Annotated in this window: 14 protein-coding genes; 9 read left to right on the top strand and 5 right to left on the bottom strand. The window is 66.1% G+C overall.

Going from position 1 to position 18,743, the window contains the following annotated elements; genetic code table 11:
* Positions 1 to 880 (top strand): PPK2 family polyphosphate kinase (locus Q0X61_RS05225; RefSeq protein ID WP_297741044.1); only part of this gene is annotated, 880 nt, incomplete at its 5' end.
* A 202-nt stretch (positions 881 to 1,082) separates the two neighbouring features.
* On the opposite strand, the gene Q0X61_RS05220 is transcribed toward Q0X61_RS05225, so the two are convergent.
* Positions 1,083 to 1,424 (bottom strand): BlaI/MecI/CopY family transcriptional regulator, encoded by a 342-nt coding sequence (locus Q0X61_RS05220; protein WP_297741042.1) that lies wholly within the window; start codon positions 1,422 to 1,424, stop codon positions 1,083 to 1,085.
* Between the two features lie 150 nt (positions 1,425 to 1,574).
* Here Q0X61_RS05220 and Q0X61_RS05215 point away from each other — a divergent pair, with 150 nt between their 5' ends.
* The 8 genes from Q0X61_RS05215 to Q0X61_RS05180 all read left to right on the top strand — a co-directional run bounded on the left by Q0X61_RS05215 (position 1,575) and on the right by Q0X61_RS05180 (position 11,554).
* On the top strand, positions 1,575 to 3,101 hold the full coding sequence (locus tag Q0X61_RS05215; RefSeq protein ID WP_297741040.1) for a cytochrome ubiquinol oxidase subunit I: 1,527 nt from the start codon (positions 1,575 to 1,577) through the stop codon (positions 3,099 to 3,101).
* Positions 3,102 to 3,115: 14 nt separating this feature from the next.
* The gene (gene cydB / locus Q0X61_RS05210; RefSeq protein ID WP_297741038.1) at positions 3,116 to 4,183 is read left to right on the top strand and encodes a cytochrome d ubiquinol oxidase subunit II; all 1,068 of its coding nucleotides are present in this window, start codon (positions 3,116 to 3,118) and stop codon (positions 4,181 to 4,183) included.
* Between the two features lie 132 nt (positions 4,184 to 4,315).
* Positions 4,316 to 5,392, top strand: coding sequence for a glycoside hydrolase family 172 protein (locus Q0X61_RS05205; RefSeq protein ID WP_297741036.1), 1,077 nt, complete (start codon positions 4,316 to 4,318; stop codon positions 5,390 to 5,392).
* A 143-nt stretch (positions 5,393 to 5,535) separates the two neighbouring features.
* Positions 5,536 to 7,152 carry a thiol reductant ABC exporter subunit CydD gene (gene cydD / locus Q0X61_RS05200; protein ID WP_297741034.1) on the top strand — a complete coding sequence of 539 codons (1,617 nt, stop codon included), beginning with the start codon at positions 5,536 to 5,538 and terminating at the stop codon, positions 7,150 to 7,152.
* On the top strand, positions 7,149 to 8,705 hold the full coding sequence (cydC, locus tag Q0X61_RS05195; RefSeq protein WP_297741032.1) for a thiol reductant ABC exporter subunit CydC: 1,557 nt from the start codon (positions 7,149 to 7,151) through the stop codon (positions 8,703 to 8,705). Before cydD ends, cydC begins: the two co-directional genes overlap by 4 nt.
* Before the next feature lie 156 nt (positions 8,706 to 8,861).
* Positions 8,862 to 9,056, top strand: a complete 195-nt coding sequence (locus Q0X61_RS05190; RefSeq protein WP_108872377.1) for a helix-turn-helix transcriptional regulator — start codon at positions 8,862 to 8,864, stop codon at positions 9,054 to 9,056.
* Entirely contained in the window at positions 9,053 to 10,216 is a 1,164-nt protein-coding gene (locus Q0X61_RS05185; RefSeq protein ID WP_297741030.1) for a type II toxin-antitoxin system HipA family toxin, read from the top strand. The genes Q0X61_RS05190 and Q0X61_RS05185 overlap by 4 nt, the downstream gene beginning before the upstream one ends.
* A gap of 66 nt (positions 10,217 to 10,282) precedes the next feature.
* Positions 10,283 to 11,554, top strand: a complete 1,272-nt coding sequence (locus Q0X61_RS05180; protein ID WP_297741028.1) for a glycosyltransferase — start codon at positions 10,283 to 10,285, stop codon at positions 11,552 to 11,554.
* A gap of 66 nt (positions 11,555 to 11,620) precedes the next feature.
* On the opposite strand, the gene ligA is transcribed toward Q0X61_RS05180, so the two are convergent.
* The 4 genes from ligA to Q0X61_RS05160 all read right to left on the bottom strand — a co-directional run bounded on the left by ligA (position 11,621) and on the right by Q0X61_RS05160 (position 18,652).
* A complete protein-coding gene (gene ligA, locus Q0X61_RS05175; protein WP_297741026.1) occupies positions 11,621 to 13,882 on the bottom strand; it encodes an NAD-dependent DNA ligase LigA in 2,262 nt (753 codons plus the stop codon).
* Positions 13,883 to 13,924: 42 nt separating this feature from the next.
* Positions 13,925 to 15,127: a ubiquitin-like domain-containing protein gene (locus Q0X61_RS05170; RefSeq protein WP_297741024.1), complete on the bottom strand. Its 1,203-nt coding sequence runs from the start codon at positions 15,125 to 15,127 to the stop codon at positions 13,925 to 13,927.
* Positions 15,128 to 15,162: 35 nt separating this feature from the next.
* Positions 15,163 to 16,401 (bottom strand): septal ring lytic transglycosylase RlpA family protein, encoded by a 1,239-nt coding sequence (locus Q0X61_RS05165; RefSeq protein WP_297741022.1) that lies wholly within the window; start codon positions 16,399 to 16,401, stop codon positions 15,163 to 15,165.
* 94 nt (positions 16,402 to 16,495) lie between these two features.
* Positions 16,496 to 18,652, bottom strand: coding sequence for a cation-translocating P-type ATPase (locus tag Q0X61_RS05160; protein WP_297741020.1), 2,157 nt, complete (start codon positions 18,650 to 18,652; stop codon positions 16,496 to 16,498).
* Positions 18,653 to 18,743 lie beyond the last annotated feature (91 nt).

Below are 18,743 nucleotides of genomic sequence, written 5' to 3'. Positions count from 1 at the left end.
GGGCCGGGCCGGCGGTGAGCGTTCGTTGCTCGTCGTAGTGCAGGGGCTGGATACCGCCGGTAAAGGCGGTGTGGCTAGGCATGTCATGGGCATGGTCGACCCGCAGGGGGTGCAACTGCGCTCATTCGAGGTACCGACGGAGGAAGAGGCATCGCACCACTTCCTGTGGCGCATCCGCCGCGCGCTGCCCGTGCCGGGCCGCATCGGCGTGTTCGACCGCTCGCACTACGAAGACGTGCTGGTCCAGCGCGTCGACAACATCGTTCCGGAGGACGTGTGGCGGGGACGCTACGCCGAGATCAACAGCTTCGAGGAGCAGCTCGTCGAGAGCGGCACCACCGTGCTGAAGTTCGCACTCATGGTGAGCTACGACGAGCAGGCCCAGCGCCTCATGGAGCGCCTCGACCGCCCGGATAAGCGCTGGAAGTTCTCGGCGAGCGACCTGAAGACCCGCGCGAAGTGGGACGACTACCAAGAGGCCTATGCAGACGTGTTCCGCTTTACGAACACCGAGTATGCGCCCTGGTACGTCGTGCCTGCGGACCGGAAGTGGTACACCCGTGCGGCCATCACTGAAATCATCACGCGCACGCTCGTAGAGATGCAGCCGCGCTGGCCGGAGGCCGGTTACGACGTCGCGGCCATGCGCGAGCAACTCGCCCAGACCATGTCGAAGGCGGCGTTGGAGGAGTCGCTTGACGGCACCGCCAGCACCGTGCAAAGCGCCATCGAGTCGTCCATCGACGTGCGCAAGGAGGCCATCGAACTGCGCGGCGATAAGCACGCTGCCAAGCAGGCGAAGCAGCAGCGCGAGGAGTGGGAAGCCGATCTCGCCGCAACGCTGGAGCAGAAGAAAGCACTCTTGCAGGCTCGCCGATAAGCGCCTCGATCAGGCGTCGACGGTCGGTGTCAGACGCCCACCGGTGGTTGAGTAGCGGGCGTAGCCCGCGTATCGAAACCCCGGCCAGAGATGATTTCGACACGCCGCTTCCAGCGGCGGCTCAATCATCGGATCGAGACAGGCTCACCTTCCGGTGGCTGAGTAACGAGCGAAGCCCGCGTATCGAAACCACAACCGGCTACTATCCCGCGACGAGTCGGCGCTCGGCGTCGCTCAGTTGCGCACCGAAGGTGGCGATGGTTTGGCGACGCACGTCGTCGGGCAAGGAATCGAGGAGTGCCTTGAGTTCTCTGGCCACCACGACGTGTCGCGGGTGCGCGGCGCGGTACTGCCAGGCACGGTTCACGAGCTCACGGTCGGCCAACTGTTTCTTCGCGAGCCTGTCGAGTACGGTCATCACCGTCGTGTAGGCGAGCTCGCGCTCCTGCCTAAGTTCTTGGTGCACGTCCGCGACGGAGCGAGGCCCATCGGCCTCCCACAGCAGCTCCATAATGCGCTGCTCCAGCTCTCCTCGCGATGCCATACGCATCATGATAGTAACTGCCGAAGAAATCGGTCGGCATTGGGGTCATTTACTCCTACGAAATGTCGTAGCCACCCATGGCGATGGGCGACAGGCCGAAATATTCGGTGTTATTCGCGCGCATACGACTATCCGTAGTAACCTGCCGCCATGGAACCAGTGACCCTTGCACGGTGGCAATTCGGGATCACCACCGTTTATCACTATCTGTTCGTCCCAATCACCATCGCACTGTCGATGCTGGTGGCTGTCTTGCAGACCATCTGGGTCAAGACCGGACAGCACCGCTTCCTGCAGTTGACGAAATTCTTCGGAAAACTCTTCCTCATCAACTTCGCACTCGGCGTCGTCACCGGCATCGTGCAGGAGTTCCAGTTCGGCATGAACTGGTCGGAATACTCACGCTTCGTCGGTGACATCTTCGGCGCCCCGCTCGCGCTCGAGGCGCTGCTGGCGTTCTTCCTTGAATCCACGTTCATTGGCTTGTGGATCTTCGGCTGGGACAAGCTGCCGAAGAAGCTCCACCTCGCAACCATCTACTGCGCAGCCATCGGCACCATGATCTCGGCCGTGTTCATCCTCGCCGCGAACTCCTGGATGCAGAACCCCGTCGGCGCAGTATTCAACGTCGAGTCCGGACGCGCAGAAATCGACGGCCTGGCAGGCTTCGGCGCACTGTTCACCAACCCGGTGTTCATCGCCACCATCACCCACACGCTCACCGCTGCCTACATGGTGGCGGGCGGTCTGATCTGCGGCATTTCCGCCTGGCATCTCGCGAAGCTGAACAAGGCGGTTCGTGACGAGGGCGCCAGCGACGAGCACATCAAGACCTGGCGCTGGGCCACGAAATTCGGCGCCTGGGTGCTGCTGATTTCCTCCATCGGCGTCATCCTCACCGGCGACCTGCAGGCCAAGGCCATCGCGCAAACGCAGCCCATGAAACTCGCCGCCGCTGAGGGACTGTTCGAAACAGAGAAGGACGCGTCGTTCTCGCTGCTCACCATCGGCGACCGCAACGCCACCGAAGCGGTCTTTGAGCTGAAGGTGCCGAAGCTGCTCTCCATCTTGGCTGGCCAGGAGGAGGTCAAGGGCATCAACGACCTCGACAAGCGCTTCCATGAAGAGGGCTACTTCATGGCCGACGAAGGTCGCCAGAAGCTCCAGCAGCAGGTGTACGAGGCCACGCAGAACGGCACGATTTCACCCGAAATCCAGAAGTCCTACATGGATCTCAACTACCGCCCGGACATCATCGTGAGCTACTGGTCGTTCCGCATCATGATGACCCTCGGATTCATCGCAATGGCGATCGCCGCGGTGGTGCTGGTGATGCTGAGCGGCGGACGTAACCCGATGCCATCGAAATTCCTCACGGCCTGCGCATTCGCCTTGCCGCTGCTGCCGCTGCTCGGTAACTCGGTCGGCTGGATCTTTACCGAGATGGGCCGCCAGCCGTGGATCGTCGTGGGTGTGCTTCCCACCGCTTCGGCGGTGTCTCCGACGGTGAGCTCGGGCGAGGTGCTGTTCTCCATGATTGTCTACACCCTGTTGTATGGCGGACTCGCTGTGCTCGAGGTGTGGCTGTTCATGAAGTACACCAAGCACGGACTTCCCGACGTGGAGCCCGTCGAACTCAACGATGACCCCGACAAGCCCATGAGCTTCGCGTACTGAGAGGAGCTGGAGCAATGTTGTTACTCGAAACCGCAGTTCCCCCGTTCACGCTGGTCTGGTTCCTGCTCGTCGCAGTGCTCTGGATCGGCTACTTCTTCCTCGAGTGCTTCGACTACGGCGTGGCGATGCTCATCAAGATCATCGGTGGCAATGACAAGGAGAAGCGCGTCATCGTCAATACCATCGGCCCGCTGTGGGACGGCAATGAAGTGTGGCTGTTGACCGCAGGTGGCGCCATGTTTGCCGCCTTCCCGGGCTGGTACGCGTCGCTGTTCTCCGGCCTGTACCTGCCACTGCTGCTCGTGCTGATCGGCCTGATCCTGCGCGGCGTGGCCTTCGAGTACCGTTCGAAGCACCACACGTCGCAGTATCGCAACATGCTCGACTGGTTCGCCGCCCTCGGCTCGTTCCTGCCTGCGCTGGTGTTCGGCGTCGGGTTTGCGAACTTCGTCTCCGGGTTGCCGAACGACGGCAAGCTGTGGAACGGCAACTTCTTCGGCCTATTCATGCCGTTTGCCCTGGTGGGCGGCCTGATGCTCGTCGCGATCTGCCTGTTCCACGGCTCGGCATTCCTGGCGCTGAAGACGTCGGGCGTCGTGCACGAGAAGGCCAAGAGCTTCGGCACCAAGGTGGGCTGGGTCACCGTCGCGCTCACCGCGATCTTCGTGCTCTGGCAGAACATCGCCTACCCGGCGAAGAGCGAGTTCGGCGACTTCTCGGTGCTCACGTGGATCGTCGGAATCCTGAGCGTGGTGGCGCTCGTCGTGGCTGTATTCATGGTGATGAGAGACCGCGACGGTTGGGCGTTCATCTGCACCGGTCTCGCCATTGTGACGCTGTTCACCGGCATCTTCTTGAAGCTGTACGGCAACATCGGCTTCGCGCAGGACGAGACGGTGGCCGTCGGCGATCGCCTGAACATGATCACCGCCGCTTCGTCGGAGACGACACTCGTCATCATGACCGTGGCCGCGGCCATCTTCGTGCCGATCGTGCTGGCCTACCAGGCGTGGAGCTACTGGGTGTTCTCCAAGCGCATCAGCACGAAGTCGATTCCCGACGACGTGTCCCCCGCCGCGTAGGTCCCCTGGCGACCAGCTAACCAGATTAAGGAATGCTGGAGCCCACCGAATCTGGTGGGTTCCAGCATTCCTTATCTTTCCACCGCCCGTAAGCTAGTGATAACGATTTCACACAACGAAGGAGCACAGACCATGCCAGAGCATGCACTCGCCGGCCCGTGGCGGCAGGCCGCGCTGATTCGCCCCACCCACACACGCTCGATATCCCCCGAGAACTTCACCGGCGCCCCCGGCGAGGGCGGCAAGGCCACCACGGGCACCGGCGCGGAGGCTTCCCGCGAACTGGGCGTCGGATGGAAGGTCTCCCCCAGCATCAAGCTCGATGCCGGCACCACCTTCACCCTCGCCGACATCAGCGGCTCCGGCTGCATCACCCACATCTGGCTCACCACCGACATGCGCAAGATGCGCTCGCTCATCCTCCGCGCGTACTGGGATGGCGACGACGCACCCGCCATCGAGGTGCCCCTCGGCGACTTCTTCTGCCATGGCTGGAACCAGTTCGCCCAAGTCAGCTCGCAGATGATCGCCGTCAACCCGCACGGCGGCTGCAACTCGTACTGGCCGATGCCGTTCCGCAGCGGGGCGCGCTTCACCATCGAGAACCTGAGCGACGAGGACGTGTTCGTCTACTACCAGATCACCTACGAAGAGGGCCCCGTGCCCGAGGAAGCGGCCTATCTGCACGCCCAGTGGCGACGTTCGCAGCCCGTCACCGACGGCCTCCACGTGATGCTCGAGGGTATTGAGGGCCGCGGCCACTACGCGGGCACCTACATGGCCTGGGGTGTCAATTCCACCGGCTGGTGGGGCGAAGGTGAACTCAAGTTCTACATGGACGACGACGTGGACTACCCCACCATCTGCGGCACCGGCACCGAGGACTACTTCGGCGGTGCATGGAACTTCGACGTACCCGGCCAGGGCTACACCGCGTTCACTACGCCATTCCTCGGCATGCCACAGGTGATCCGCCCAGACGGCCTGTATGAGAGCCAGCAGCGCTTCGGCATGTACCGCTGGCACACGCCTGATCCGATCCGCTTTTCCAAGCGCCTCAGCCGCGTCGACGTGCAAACACTCGGCTGGCGCTCGAAGGGCCGCTACCGTCAGCTGCGCGACGACGTTGCCACCACGGCGTTCTTCTACCTCGATCGCACCTCGACGAACCGGCCCGCAGCTCCCACGGCCGACGAGATGGAGCCGTAAACCGGGGGTCTACTGAGGTTGCGCGACTGAGCGCACGCCAGATGCCGATTTTGCCCTGTTTGGGGCGGTTTTCACGATCTGGTGTGCGCTCAGTCGCGTCTCGCGTTCTAGACCACAGTCCGAGCATGAGAGACTAAACCCCGATGCCCGGACCGATTCACCCCCGCCTACTCCAGCGCGCCGCAGCCACGCGCAGGTACCTCGTCGCGTCTGTGGTCGTCGGGGTGATTACCGCGCTACTGGTCACCGCGCAGGCGTGGCTCATCGCCACGGGTATCACGCAGACCTTCGCACTGGGCCACCTTCCCGACGGTTGGCCCCGGCTATTGTTCCTGCTTTCCGCCGTATTCCTCGCCAGGGCGGCATTGGCTTGGGCGAATGCGTGGCTCTCGCACCGCTCCGCGGCGGCGGTGAAGTCACAGCTGCGACGAGACATCGTCGCGGCGCACCTGCGCACCCCCGTGGGCGGGACCCCGTCGGCGTCGCTGATGCGGCTCGTCACCCGAGGGCTCGACGACCTCGACGGCTACTTCTCGAAGTACCTCCCCCAGCTCGGCCTCGCCGCCACGGTGCCGTTCATCGTCGGCGCCTTTGTGCTGTGGGCCGACCTGACATCGGCGATCATCATGGCGATCACACTGCCGCTCATTCCGCTGTTCATGGCGCTCATCGGGTGGACGACGCAGAAGGCGACGAAACGTTCGTTCACAATGGCCGACCGGCTCGCCACCCATTTCGCGGACCTCATCACCGGCCTCCCGACGCTCCAGGCGTTCGCCCGGGCGAGGGCGCAGAAACGAGGCGTCGATCTCAGCGAGGAGCGCTACGCGGAGGCGACGATGCGGGTGCTTCGGGTGTCGTTCCTATCGTCGCTCGCGCTGGAGCTGCTCGCGTCGCTGTCGGTGGCAGTGATCGCGGTCACCATTGGCTTCCGGCTGGTCTTCGACGAAGTCAGCTTCTTCACCGCGCTGTTCGTGCTCGTGCTCGCACCCGAGGCCTATCTGCCCGTGCGCATGGTGGGCACGCATTTCCATGACTCCGCCGATGGGGTGGCCGCCGCCGACGCGGCCTTCGCCATCATCGACGGCGCTCCCACCCACGACGGCACCTCGCCGGCGCCGCGCTCCGGGGCACTGCGTTTCGACGATGTCACTTTCACCTATCCGAGCGCGGACAACCCTGTGCTCGCCCATTTCAACCTCGAGCTGGGCGAGCAGGAGATCGTCGCGCTCACCGGCACCTCCGGCGGCGGGAAAACGACGGCGCTGGCGTTGGCGATGGGTTTCCTCACCCCCACGAAGGGGCGCGTGAGCGTCGGTGGCACCGACCTCGCGAGCATCGATCTCGCGACGTGGCGCGAGCAGGTGGCCTACGTCGCGCAAGACCCGGGGCTGGTGCGGGGCACCGTCGGTGACAATGTGCGTCTCGGCGCCCCGGAGGCCACCGACGACGAGATCGTCGACGTGCTGCGGCTCGCGGGGGCCGATTTCGGCCTCGACAAGGCCGTCGCCGACGACAGCGAAGGGCTCTCGGCAGGCGAACGCCGGCGCGTCGCCCTCGCCCGAGCGCTGCTGCGCATCCGACATGGCGCCCGGCTGCTGATTCTCGACGAGCCCACCGCCGGGCTCGACTCCGACCGCGAGGCGCACGTCGTCGACGCGGTTCGAGCCTCGGGGGCCTCCGCGCTGATCGTCAGCCATCGCCCGGCGGTGCTGCAGGCCGCGGATCGAATCATCGAGTGGCAAGGGGTAACGTCATGATCCGTTTCATGCGCGACCTCCTGCGCGCCGTCCCCGGCGGACGCGCACGGTTCGCACTCGCCACGCTGCTGGCCGCCGCCGCGTCTGCGTGTTCCGTCGCGCTCATGGGCGTGTCGGCGTGGCTGATTTCCCGCGCGGCCGAGTTCCCGCCCGTGCTCTACCTCCAGGCCGCCGCCGTCGGCGTTCGGGCGTTCGGCATCGGGCGCGGCGCGGCGCGTTACGCGGAACGTCTCGTCGGTCACGACGTCGCGCTCCGCGTGGTGGGCGTGCTGCGCTCCCGCACCTACGACAAGCTCTCCCGCACCACCTTGATCGGGCGCCGTCAGGGCGACCTCCTCACCCGCGTCGTGCAAGACATCGCCGCCGTCCAAGACGTGGTGGTCCGCGTCGCGCTGCCGGCGCTGTCGGCGTCGCTGGTGATCGTCGCCACGACGGTGTTGCTGGGCAGTTTCAACCCGCCGAGCGCCGCGGTGCTGTTCGTCACCGCGGTGGTGGCCGGCATCCTGGTGCCCATCCTCGCGCAGCGCATGAGCCACGCCGTCGACCGCGCCGCCGTCGCCACGCGAGGCGAGCTCGCGGATGCGACGAGGGAACTCGCGCTGGTCGGGCCGGACCTCGTGGCGAACAACGCCGAGGCGCGCACCGTCGCCAGGATGCTCGACATCGACGAGCAGCTCCGCCTGCAGGAGGCGCGCGGCGCCTGGGTGCGGGGGCTCGCCACCGCGGCGCAGATCGTCGCGGCGGGGATCGCGGTCGTCGCGGCGCTGTGGATTGGTGGCGAGGCCGTGGCCGCGGGCACGCTGAAGCCGCGCCTGCTCGCGGTGCTCGTGCTCACCCCGCTCGCGCTGCACGACGTGTTCCAAGACTTCACGAAGGCGGCGCAAACCTATACGCGCGCTAAGGCCTCCATCGAGCGGGTGCAGCAGGTGCTCGACGCCGACCCCGTCGGCACCGGCGACGTGCTCCCCGGCGACGGGGTGAAGGTGCAGCTGCGGGACGTCACCGTCGGCTGGCCAGGCGGCGAGCCGGTGCTCGAGCACCTCGACCTCACCGTCGCTCCGGGCGAGAAGGTGGCGCTGGTCGGGCCGTCGGGTGTGGGCAAAACCACCGTCGCGGCCACACTTATGGGGCTGATCCCGCCGCTCGCGGGCGAGGTGGAGCGTGCCGGCCGGGTCGGATATCTCGCGCAAGATGCGCACATCTTCGCCACCTCCGTCGCAGAGAACGTACGCATCGGCAACAAGGACGCCACCGACGACGAGGTGCGCCTGGCGCTGCAGCGGGCTGGGTTGCGCCTCGACCCGGAGCGCGTCGTCGGCGAGGGGGGATCCACGTTGTCAGGGGGCGAGCGGCGGCGCCTCGCCCTCGCCCGCGTGCTCGCCGCCGAGCGCGATCTCATCATCCTCGACGAGCCCACCGAGCACCTCGACCACGACACCGCAGCGCACCTCATGACCGACGTGTGGGAGGCCGCCGCTGGGCACCCGGTGCTCGTCATCACCCACGATGAGGATGTCATGCGCGCCTGCGACCGCGTCGTGCGGCTGCCGTAGCCCCGTCGACACGATCGTGCCGATACGCCACATCGACGCAGGCGCAGCCCACACAAATCCCCAGAATCGGCATGGACGTGCCTATTTGGCTTGCATCACACGACCGCACCCTTCAGAATAGGGGAAACCGGCACGTTCGAACCGATAGGAGCACGCATGGATTTGGGCGCCACCGTGCGCGAGCGCAGAAAAGATCTGCGCCTCACGCAGCAGCAGCTCGCCGACCTCGCCGGCACCTCAGAGCGCTTCGTCCGCGCGCTCGAACACGGCAAGCCGACGGTGCAACTGAACCACGTCGTCGCGGTCCTGGACGCACTCGGGCTCGAGCTTCGCGCAGAGGTCCGACGATGAACCTCACCGAAGTCGAGCGCGCGATCGTGCGCAAAGCCGGGCACATCGCGGCAACCCTCACTCGTGGGTGCGACGGTGTGACCTTCGCGTATGTCGACGGGTACGCGGGGCCGCCCGTCGCAACGACACTCCCTGTGGACGCGCCACCCGTTGTTACGCAGCCAGGGCAGCTTCCAGCTTTCTTCACGGGGCTACTGCCCGAGGGCCGCCGGCTCACGGCACTGCGCCAGAGTGTAAAAACCAGTGTTGACGACGAATTTTCCCTGCTGCTGGCGGTCGGCGGCAACACCGCGGGTGACGTCACCGTGCTACCGGACGGCACCGACCCCACGCCCGTCCCTGCACTCATCAGCGGCGACGAAATCAACTTCGCTAAGCTGAGGGAACGCACCGGCCTCGTGGAGCGCACGGGCCTCGCCGGCACCCAAGACAAGGCATCGGGTGCCATGATGTCGCTTCCCGTGAAGCTTGGTGGCACGGATGCGATCATCAAGCTCGATCCTCCTGAGTATCCGCTGGCTACGGTCAACGAGCACTTCTTTCTGAAGCTTGCCCGCGGCCTGCGGCAGCCCGTCGCGCACAGCGAGCTGATCACCGACGTCAACGGCGAGACAGGCCTCGTCGTCCGGCGGTTCGACCGCGTACCTGAGCCACGGGCCGTCGAGGACGCCTGCCAATTGGCAGACCGGTACCCCGCCGACAAGTACCGCATGACCGCCGCCGAGGTCATCAACGTCGTCGCAGAGGTGTGCCCCGCTCGTCTCGTCGCGATGCAGGCCGTCTTTCAGCAGTTCGTGTTCGCGTGGCTCACCGGCAATGGCGATCTTCACGCGAAGAACGTGTCCGTGCTGCAAACCCACGACGGCGAGTGGCGCGTCGCGCCCATCTACGACATCCCGTCGACGCTCCCCTATGGCGATCGGACTTCGGCACTCACCGTAGCGGGCGCACGGGAGAATCTCACGCGACGCACGTTCCTACGCCTTGCTGATGAGGTGGGGCTCCCAGAGCGTGCAGCGAGCAGAGCCATCGACGAAGCGCTGCGCGCCACGCAGTCGTGTATTGCCAGCGTGAGCGCGGGGACGCTGCCCTACTCGACGCACGTCGTGCGGCAGTGGACGCGCCAGCTTCGTCGCCGCAGAATCGATGTGGCTGGCTGACGCCCCCGAACCGCGCGGGATCACGTCGGTGGCTCCCGTGGCCACGGCGGGCGATAGGCTGTGAGGGTGGACCGACGACTCAAAGTGGCGCAGATCACTGACAATTACGGCCCCGGATCGAATGGGCTCATGGTTGCTGTGCAGCAACTGGAGGGCAACCTCCTCGACGCTGGGCACGAGGTGATCGTCGTCGCCCCCGCCGCGAAGGGTGTCAACCCACACGCTGGGCGCCCAGGCCGCACCGAGATCCGCCTCCCCAGCGTGCGAGTGCCACGGATGCCCACCCGCGTCGCCAACGGCCGGCACTTCGAGCGCACCATCAAGCGTCTCGGAGAGCTCCAACCCGACGTGCTGCACGTGCACGGTTTCGGCACCGTCGGTGCGCTCGGCCTGTGGGCCGCCAAGCAGCTGAATATCCCCATGATGCTCACCTGGCACACCGATTTCGACGCCTACGCCGACCACTACTCGTCGGTACTCCCCCTGCTCACAGTGGTATTGAAGTCGTTCGCGAAGATCTCGCACGGCGGCATCATCGACGGTAAAACCATCAAGGCCGCCGAAATCCGCTACGAGGATCGGGGCAAGTCTACGGCGTCCCTGCTCGGGCTGTGCGCCAAGATGCTGGAATCGGCAGACCTCGTCACCACTCCGTCGCCGAAAACCCTCAACCGCTGCCTGCAAATTGCCCCGACGGCGAAGGTGATCTGCGTGCCGAACGGCGTTGACCCGCTACCGCCAGGCCCGCCACCCGTCGCTCGAGGCGACGGGCCCCTCGTGCTCTACGCGGGGCGGATCGCTCCAGAGAAGGGGCTGCCCTTGCTGATCGACGCGTTCGAACTCGTCGCGGCGCAACGCCCCGACGCGCAACTCATGGTGGTGGGCGACTGGCAGCGCTACCCGAAGATCAAGAAGGCGCTCGCCGCCGCGCGCGACCGCGGCCACTGCGTACTCCCGGGCGAGCAGCCACGTGATGCGCTCGGCGCGTTCTACGGCATGGCCGACGTGTTCGCGTTCCCCAGCCAGACCGACACCCAGGCGCTCGTGCTGCACGAGGCCGCGCTAGCCGGTCTTCCGCTCGTCGCCGTCGATCACGAGCTGCAATTGGTACTCGAGCCCGGCGTCAACGGCGAGCTTGCCCGCCCGACGCCGGCCTCGTTCGCTGCCGCCATCTTGCGGGTGATCCGCAACCTCGACGATCCCGCCTGGAAAGCGCAGGCGGCGCGCCGCTCCGTCGAGCTCGCCAGCCAGTGGAGCGTCCAGTCACAAGCCGAAGAGATGCTGCGGCTCTACGCCGAGGTCGCATCCGGCCGAGCACCAACGTCAACGAGGCACTGAACATAGATCAAGTTCGTGGCTCGACTACCCGCCACGAACTTGATCTATCTTGGCCTGTCTCAGGCGTCAGCCTTCGAGCGCGTCAGGCCCCTGCTCTACGAGCACCTTGAACTGCGCTGCGTCGAGGACGGGAATTCCAAGTTCCTCCGCCTTCGCGAGTTTCGAGCCGGCACCGGGACCAGCTGCCACGTAGTCAGTCTTCTTCGACACCGAGCCCGCCGCCTTGCCGCCTGCGGCGATGATGGCTTCCTTCGCCCCCTCGCGGGTGTAGCCCTCGAGCGTTCCCGTCGCGACGACGGTCAGCCCAGCGAGCACTCCATCGTTCGCCATCGCTGCGCCGGGCCCGGGGTGGCCGGGCGTCGCGAACCGCACGCCGGCGTCGCGCCACCGTCGGATGATGTCTTGGTGCCAATCGACGGCGAGCCAGTCGACGAGCGACGCCGCGATCGTCGGGCCGACGCCTTCCACCTGGGCGAGCTCCTCGGCCGACGCCTGCTCGATGGCCTCGAGCGAACCAAACCAGCTGGCCAGCGCACGCGCCGCCACCGGCCCAACGTGGCGAATGTTGAGGCTCACCAGCTGGCGCCACAGCTCCTTCGTCTTGGCCTTCTCCAACTCGGCAAGCAGTTTCTCCGCCTGCGCGCTCGGCTGAACCTCGCCCTTCACCTTCTTCTGGAACGGCATCCGCACCGACGGGTTCCCCTCAGCGTCGAGCTTGGGTTCGCCGGTCTCCGCGTCGGTCACCACCACCTCGATCGGCACCAACTGCTCCAGCTGCAAATGGAACAGCTCGGCCTCCGTCACCAGCGGCGGCGTCTCCGGCACCGCCGGCTGCGTCAGCGCCGCCGCCGTCACCTCCCCCAACGCCTCGATGTCCAGCGCGTTTCGTGAACCGATGTGCTCGACGCGCCCGCGCACCTGCGCCGGGCACGACTTGGCATTCGGACAGCGCAGGTCCACGTCGCCCTCCCGCATCGGCCGCAATTCGGCGCCACACTCGGGGCACGCGCTCGGCATCTCGAACTCGCGCTCGTCGCCGTCGCGCAGCTCCGCAACAGGCCCAAGCACCTCGGGGATCACGTCGCCGGCCTTCCGCAGCACGACGGTATCCCCGATGAGTACGCCTTTCGCGCGCACCACATCTTGGTTGTGCAGCGTCGCCTGGCGCACGACAGAGCCCGCCACCCTGACCGGCTCCATCACCGCATACGGCGTGGCGCGTCCGGTGCGCCCAACGCCCACCTTGATGTCCAGCAGCTTCGTGTGCACCTGCTCGGGCGGGTACTTGTACGCGATCGCCCAACGCGGGGCACGCGACGTCGCCCCCAGCCTGCGCCGCAGCGCCAGCTGGTCAACCTTGACCACCACCCCGTCGATCTCATGTTCCAGCGTGTTGCGCCGCTCCCCGTAACGCTCGACGTAGGCCACCACCTCGGCAGGATCACTCACCGTGGCCACGTGGGGGCTCGTCGGCAGGCCCCACTCGCTCAGCAGCGTGTACACCTCGGATTGGGAGGCGACCTCGGGTTCCCACGCTCCGATGCCGTGCACGATGAGCTCGAGTCGCCGCAGCCGCTCCTCGCCGGCGCGCAACTCGAGCCCCGACTTCTCGTCGAGCAACTGGCGGAGCGACCCCGCCGCCGCGTTACGCGGATTTGCGAGCGGCGGGAAGCGTCGCTGCGCGGAGGCCTGCGCCTTGTCCTCCTGGAAGTTCGGGCGCCCGCGCAGCTGCTCGACCACCTCGTCACGCAGCCCCTCCAGCGCGCGGTTCAGCTCCTCGAAGGCCTGCTTGCGCAGGTACACCTCGCCTCGCACCTCGACGATGTCCGGGTGCCCCGTGCCCAACAGCCGCTTCGGGATGCCGGGAATACGTCGGACGTTCACGGTGACGTCCTCGCCGGTTACGCCATCACCGCGGGTGGCAGCGCTGACGAGTTCACCGTGCTCATAGCGCAGGCTGAGCGCCAACCCGTCGATCTTCAGCTCGCACAACCACCTCGCCTCACCCCCGGTGCTCTGGGCCGCTTTGTGTAGCCAGGCGGTGAGCTCGTCGGTGGAAAACACGTTGTCGAGCGACAGCATCTTCTCAGCGTGCCTCAGCGGCGGGAACCCGCGCCCGACGGCGCCCCCCACCGTCTGCGTGGGTGAATCCTGGGTGACGAGCTCGGGGAACTCTCGTTCAAGCGCTTCGAGTTCATGCACCAGCGCGTCGTAGTCGGCGTCGGAGACGCTAGGCGCGTCGCGCACGTAGTAGGCGTTGCGGTGCTGCTCGATGGTTTCCCGCAGCTCGCGGGCGCGCTCTTTGGCGGAGTCGAACGATGAGGTCATGCACCCATCTTGGCATCTAGCGCGCAAGCTGGCTGGAGGCGCTCAGTACCAGCGGTTGCGCTTCCAAAACGCGTACGCGCCGGCGTACCCGCCGTAGCGGCTGTTGACGTAGTTGTGTTGCCAGCGCAGCGCGACGACGGGGTCGTTCCAGTTGGGTCCCAGCTTGGAGCAGGGGTAGGCCTGCGCGAGTCCGCACGCCCCGCTCGAGGGATTCTTGGCGTTCGGGTTCCAGCCGGATTCCTTGGAGACAATGTAGTCGACGTACTGCCACTGATTCTCCGGGATTCCGGCGGCGCGCATCCAGTCGTACTTCGTGCCGGTGCGCTTGCCCGCGGTGGCGGGGGGATTGTCAGGCGTGGCGGTAGGCGTCTTGGGATCGGGGGTTGGCGCAGAGGTGGGTGCAGCCGCGGGTTTCTTGGTGCCGACGGTGGTGACCTCGGCGACGGCGTTCTTCAGCACCTTCTCCGAATGCTTCTTCGACGACACCTTCTTGCCGTCGTGATACACGTCGCGGAACGTCTCGCGCTTCAGCCCATCAACGCCCTTGGTGGTGACCTTCTCTTCACCTAGCGGTAACTCGTCGGACTTCTTCGTCGTCTTCTCGAACGGCACCTTCACGTCCTTCACCGACGCCTTCACCTCAACGTCGGTGAACTCGACGCGCATCCCGTCGGTCAGGAGATCTGACGCAGGGTGGCTGAGGATGTCGTCGCCGTCGGGGGTGATGCCCTTGCTGGCGAGGAGTTCTTCCACCGTGCCGGCGAACCGCACCGGAGTCTCCTTGCTCCCCGAGACGAGCGTCACGTCCTTCGCCGTCACGACGTCGACGCTCAACCCGTCGCGCCCAATCGCTGCGGAACGCGACACCGACACCGCCGAATCCGGCTCGTCGAGGCGCAGGAAGCCCAGCGCCTCCTGCACCGTGCGCGCCGTGGTCCAGATCGTTCGGCTCTCGCCGTCAAGGGTGAGCGTAAGTGGACGCCCGTAACGAACGTCGATGGCGAGCCCGTCCGTAACCCGAGCATCCTTCATGGGCAGCACCGCGTCATGGGTGCCCAGGGTGATGCCTTCGGCTGCCAACACATCGCCGACGGTGGCCTCGCTCGTCGCGATCTTCTTGCTCTGGCCGTCGACGTGCAGGGTGACATCGCGCTGCTGCGCCGAGGAGGCGGCAGCCATGCCCCCGACGAGCACCAGCGCGGTGGCAGCGGTGGCGGCCGGGATCAGGACGTGGCTCTTCTTCATCGTGACGTTCGCTCGTCGAATGAGGACGGTTGGCGTTAGCCAACGACCTGCCACGTGACGGTGACAACGCCAGACTTGACGCCGCCGATGGCCTTCATGGCTGCGGTGGAGAGGTCGAGGCAGCGGCCTGCGATGTAGGGGCCGCGGTCGTTGATGCGCACCACGGTGGAACGTCCGTTGGCCTTGTTCGTCACCTTCACGCGCGTGCCGAACGGGAGCGACTTGTGCGCCGCAGTGAAGTCGTGGGTGTTGAACCGCTCGCCGCTGGCTGTGGGCTGCGGATCCCAGTAGTACGACGCCTTGCACTGGTTGCCGACCGCCGGCGTGAGGTTCTCGCCACCGCCGTTGTTGCTGTTGCCACCGGTGCTCTTACCACCGGACTTGTTATCGCCCTTGCTACCGGACTTGTTGTCGCCCTTACGAGCGGCACTCGGCGCAGCTGCTTCCTTCGTGCCGACGGTGGTGACCTCGGCGACGGCGTTCTTCAGCACCTTCTCCGAATGCTTCTTCGACGACACCTTCTTGCCGTCGTGATACACGTCGCGGAACGTCTCGCGCTTCAGCCCATCAACGCCCTTCGTGGTGACCTTCTCTTCACCCTTCGGGAGCTTGTCGGACTTCTTCGTCGTCTTCTCGAACGGCACCTTCACGTCCTTCGCCGACGCCTTCACCTCAACGTCGGTGAACTGGATGGTCATGCCGTCGGCCAGGGCGGTTGCCAGGGCTGGCTTGACGATGTCGTCGCTATCAGGCTTGATGCCGGCGTTCGTGAGCACGTCCTCGACGGTGCCTGCCAGACGCACCGGGGTCTCCTTGCCATCGGAGATGAGCTTGACGTCCTTCGCCGTCACGACGTCGACGCTCAACCCTTCACGACCGATGGCCGCGGAACGCGACGTGGACACCAGGGAGTCCTTCTCGTCGAGGTTGAGGTAGCCGAGCGCTTCCTCCACCGAGCGCGCGGTGGTCCACACCTTGCGGGTTTTCCCGTCGACGCTCACTTCGAAGGGGCGAGCATAGTTCACGGCGACGGAGAGCCCGTCGGTTACCTTCGTGTCCGGCGAGGGCAGCACGACGTCGTGGGCGCCGATCTTGAGCCCCTGTGCCTCCAGCACCTCTGCGACGGTGCCGGCCTTCGCTTCGATAGCCTGGGGCTGGCCGTCGACGGTGAGTGTCACGTCGTAGGTGCGAAACGCCGTTGCTGCGGCGACGCCACCCACGAGAGCGAGGGCGGTGACTCCGGAGACCACGGGGATCAAGATTTTCTTCTGCATTCGGTGCACTCTCAATAGTTGCGGATACTCATGTTTGCGACGAGAACATGGTACGACCTCACTGAGAGAATCCAAAATGTTTTCTGAGAAACGCTCAGCTTCTGTGGAAAAACTTGAGTGTGAGGGAGTTCAACACCACGAACACGGAGCTGAACGCCATGGCCGCCCCCGCGATCATCGGGGTGAGGAAACCGAGCGCGGCCAGCGGAATTGCGGCGGTGTTGTATCCGAACGCCCACACCAGGTTGGAACGGATCTTGCTCAGCGTGGCGCGGGAGAGCCGGATCGCGTCGACGGCTGCCCGCAGGTCGTGGCGCATGAGGGTGATGTCGCCGGCGGCGATGGCCGCGTCGGTTCCCGAGCCCATCGCGATGCCGAGGTCGGCCTGCGCGAGCGCGGCGGCGTCGTTCACACCGTCGCCCACCATCGCCACCTGTTGCCCGGAGCGCTGGAACTCCTTGACGGCCTCCACCTTGTCTTGTGGTGTCACGCCGGCGCGGACCTCATCGATGCCGACGGCGCTCGCCACCGCCTGCGCCGAGGCGTCGTTGTCACCGGTGAGCAGCACCGGCGTGAGCCCGAGTCGTCGCAGTTCGGCAACGACCTCGGCGGCGTCGGGTTTCACGGTGTCCGCGACGACGATGCGCCCCAGCACGCGCTCGCGCTCAGCCACCCACACCTCAGAGCCGACGGTGTCGGACGCGCGCTCAGGGGTGGCGAGCCCGAGCTGGTCGAGCAGCGCCGCGTTTCCCGCCCATGTCTCGATACCGTCGACGAAACCGCGCACGCCTCGCCCGGGGAGGTTCTCGAAGTCGGTGAGTTCACCCGTCGCCTCCGACATCAGCGCACGGGCGATCGGATGTTCCGAGGCGGATTCGACGGTGGCCACCGCGCGCAGTAATTGCTCGGGCGAAACGCCGTCGGCCGGCTCTACGCCCGCCACCGACATGGCGCCGGTGGTCAGCGTGCCGGTCTTGTCGAGACAGATGGTGCGCACGTTTCGCGCCTGCTCCAGCACCTGCGGGCCACGGATCACCACGCCCAGCTCGGCGCCGCGGCCGGTGCCCACCATGAGCGCCGACGGCGTGGCCAGGCCGAGCGCGCACGGGCAGGCAATGATGAGCACCGCGATGCCCGCGGATAGCGCGACGGTGAACCCGGACCCGAGGAGAAGGTGCGCGACGAAGGTGACGGCGGCGATGGCGATCACAGCGGGCACGAAGATTTCGGTGACCTTGTCCGCCAGCCGCTGTACCTTGGCCTTGCCCGACTGCGCCTGCTCGACAAGCCGCGCCATGTGCGCGAGCTGCGAATCTTCGCCCACCGCGGTGGCACGCACGACGAGACGCCCGGTGGTGTTCACCGCTCCCCCGACCACCCCACTGCCCGGCTCAACTTCGTCGGGGAGGGATTCGCCGGTCAGGATGGATTGGTCGACGGCGGAACGCCCATCGGTGACCACACCGTCGGCGGCGATCTTCTCGCCGGGGCGCACGACGAACTCGTCGCCGACGCGCAACAGCCGCACGTCGATGTCCTGTTCCACCCCGTCGACGAGCCGCCTCGCCCGCTTGGCGCCCACCTCGAGGAGCGCGCGCATGGCCTTGCCAGACTCGCGTTTCGCCTTCGCTTCGATGAATCTGCCGAACAGTAGGAATGCGATGATCGCCACCGCCGCTTCGAAGTAGACGAAGCCCATCGCGTCCTGGCGCGTGAGGGTGAATTCGAAGCGGTGCACCGTGCCGATGCGCCCGGCGTGGCCGAAGAACATGGTGAAGTATGACCACGCCATCGCCGTGAGCGTGCCCACCGTGACGAGTGTGTCCATGGTGGTGGAGCCGTGCCGGAGGTTCGTCCAGGTGGCCTTGTGGAAGCCGCGTCCACACCAGAACACGACGACGGTGGAGAGCACCATGGCCACCCATTGCCAGGCCGGGAATTGCAGCGCGGGCACCATGGATACGACGATCACCGGCACCGCCAGCGCCATGGCAAGCAGCATGCGGGGGCGCAGCGCGTCGGCCTCGTCCTGGGCAGGTGCATCCGGTTGCGGCACCGTCGCGCCGTATCCCGCTTTCTCCACGACGCCGACGAGCTGCTCGAGCGTGACCCCGTCGGGAGCTTCGACAGTGGCTCGCTCCGTCGCGTAGTTCACCGCTGCCTGCACGCCGTCGACCTTGTTGAGTTTCTTCTCAATCCGGGCAGCGCACGATGCGCACGTCATGCCTTGGATATCGAGCTGCGTAATCAAGAGTTCCTTCGTTTCTGCTTCAGTGGGCCACTTTCCAGGTGATGGAGTAGTAGTCGGCCACCCTCGGTGATTGAGTAGCGGGCACCCGCCC

The organism is uncultured Tessaracoccus sp. (assembly GCF_947255005.1).
In the GTDB taxonomy this organism is placed as follows: Bacteria; Actinomycetota; Actinomycetes; order Propionibacteriales; family Propionibacteriaceae; genus Arachnia.
The sequence above is the reverse complement of the archived record's forward strand: the minus strand, read 5'-3'. Positions and strand labels throughout refer to the sequence as shown.

What these genes read in the sequence shown, in the direction of transcription:
- Q0X61_RS05220 (WP_297741042.1), bottom strand. Translation starts at nt 1,424, where the DNA reads ATGGCATCGCGAGGAGAGCTGGAGCAGCGCATTATGGAGCTGCTGTGG.
- Q0X61_RS05215 (WP_297741040.1), top strand. Translation starts at nt 1,575, where the DNA reads ATGGAACCAGTGACCCTTGCACGGTGGCAATTCGGGATCACCACCGTT.
- cydB (WP_297741038.1), top strand. Translation starts at nt 3,116, where the DNA reads ATGTTGTTACTCGAAACCGCAGTTCCCCCGTTCACGCTGGTCTGGTTC.
- Q0X61_RS05205 (WP_297741036.1), top strand. Translation starts at nt 4,316, where the DNA reads ATGCCAGAGCATGCACTCGCCGGCCCGTGGCGGCAGGCCGCGCTGATT.
- cydD (WP_297741034.1), top strand. Translation starts at nt 5,536, where the DNA reads ATGCCCGGACCGATTCACCCCCGCCTACTCCAGCGCGCCGCAGCCACG.
- cydC (WP_297741032.1), top strand. Translation starts at nt 7,149, where the DNA reads ATGATCCGTTTCATGCGCGACCTCCTGCGCGCCGTCCCCGGCGGACGC.
- Q0X61_RS05190 (WP_108872377.1), top strand. Translation starts at nt 8,862, where the DNA reads ATGGATTTGGGCGCCACCGTGCGCGAGCGCAGAAAAGATCTGCGCCTC.
- Q0X61_RS05185 (WP_297741030.1), top strand. Translation starts at nt 9,053, where the DNA reads ATGAACCTCACCGAAGTCGAGCGCGCGATCGTGCGCAAAGCCGGGCAC.
- ligA (WP_297741026.1), bottom strand. Translation starts at nt 13,882, where the DNA reads ATGACCTCATCGTTCGACTCCGCCAAAGAGCGCGCCCGCGAGCTGCGG.
- Q0X61_RS05170 (WP_297741024.1), bottom strand. Translation starts at nt 15,127, where the DNA reads ATGAAGAAGAGCCACGTCCTGATCCCGGCCGCCACCGCTGCCACCGCG.
- Q0X61_RS05165 (WP_297741022.1), bottom strand. Translation starts at nt 16,401, where the DNA reads ATGCAGAAGAAAATCTTGATCCCCGTGGTCTCCGGAGTCACCGCCCTC.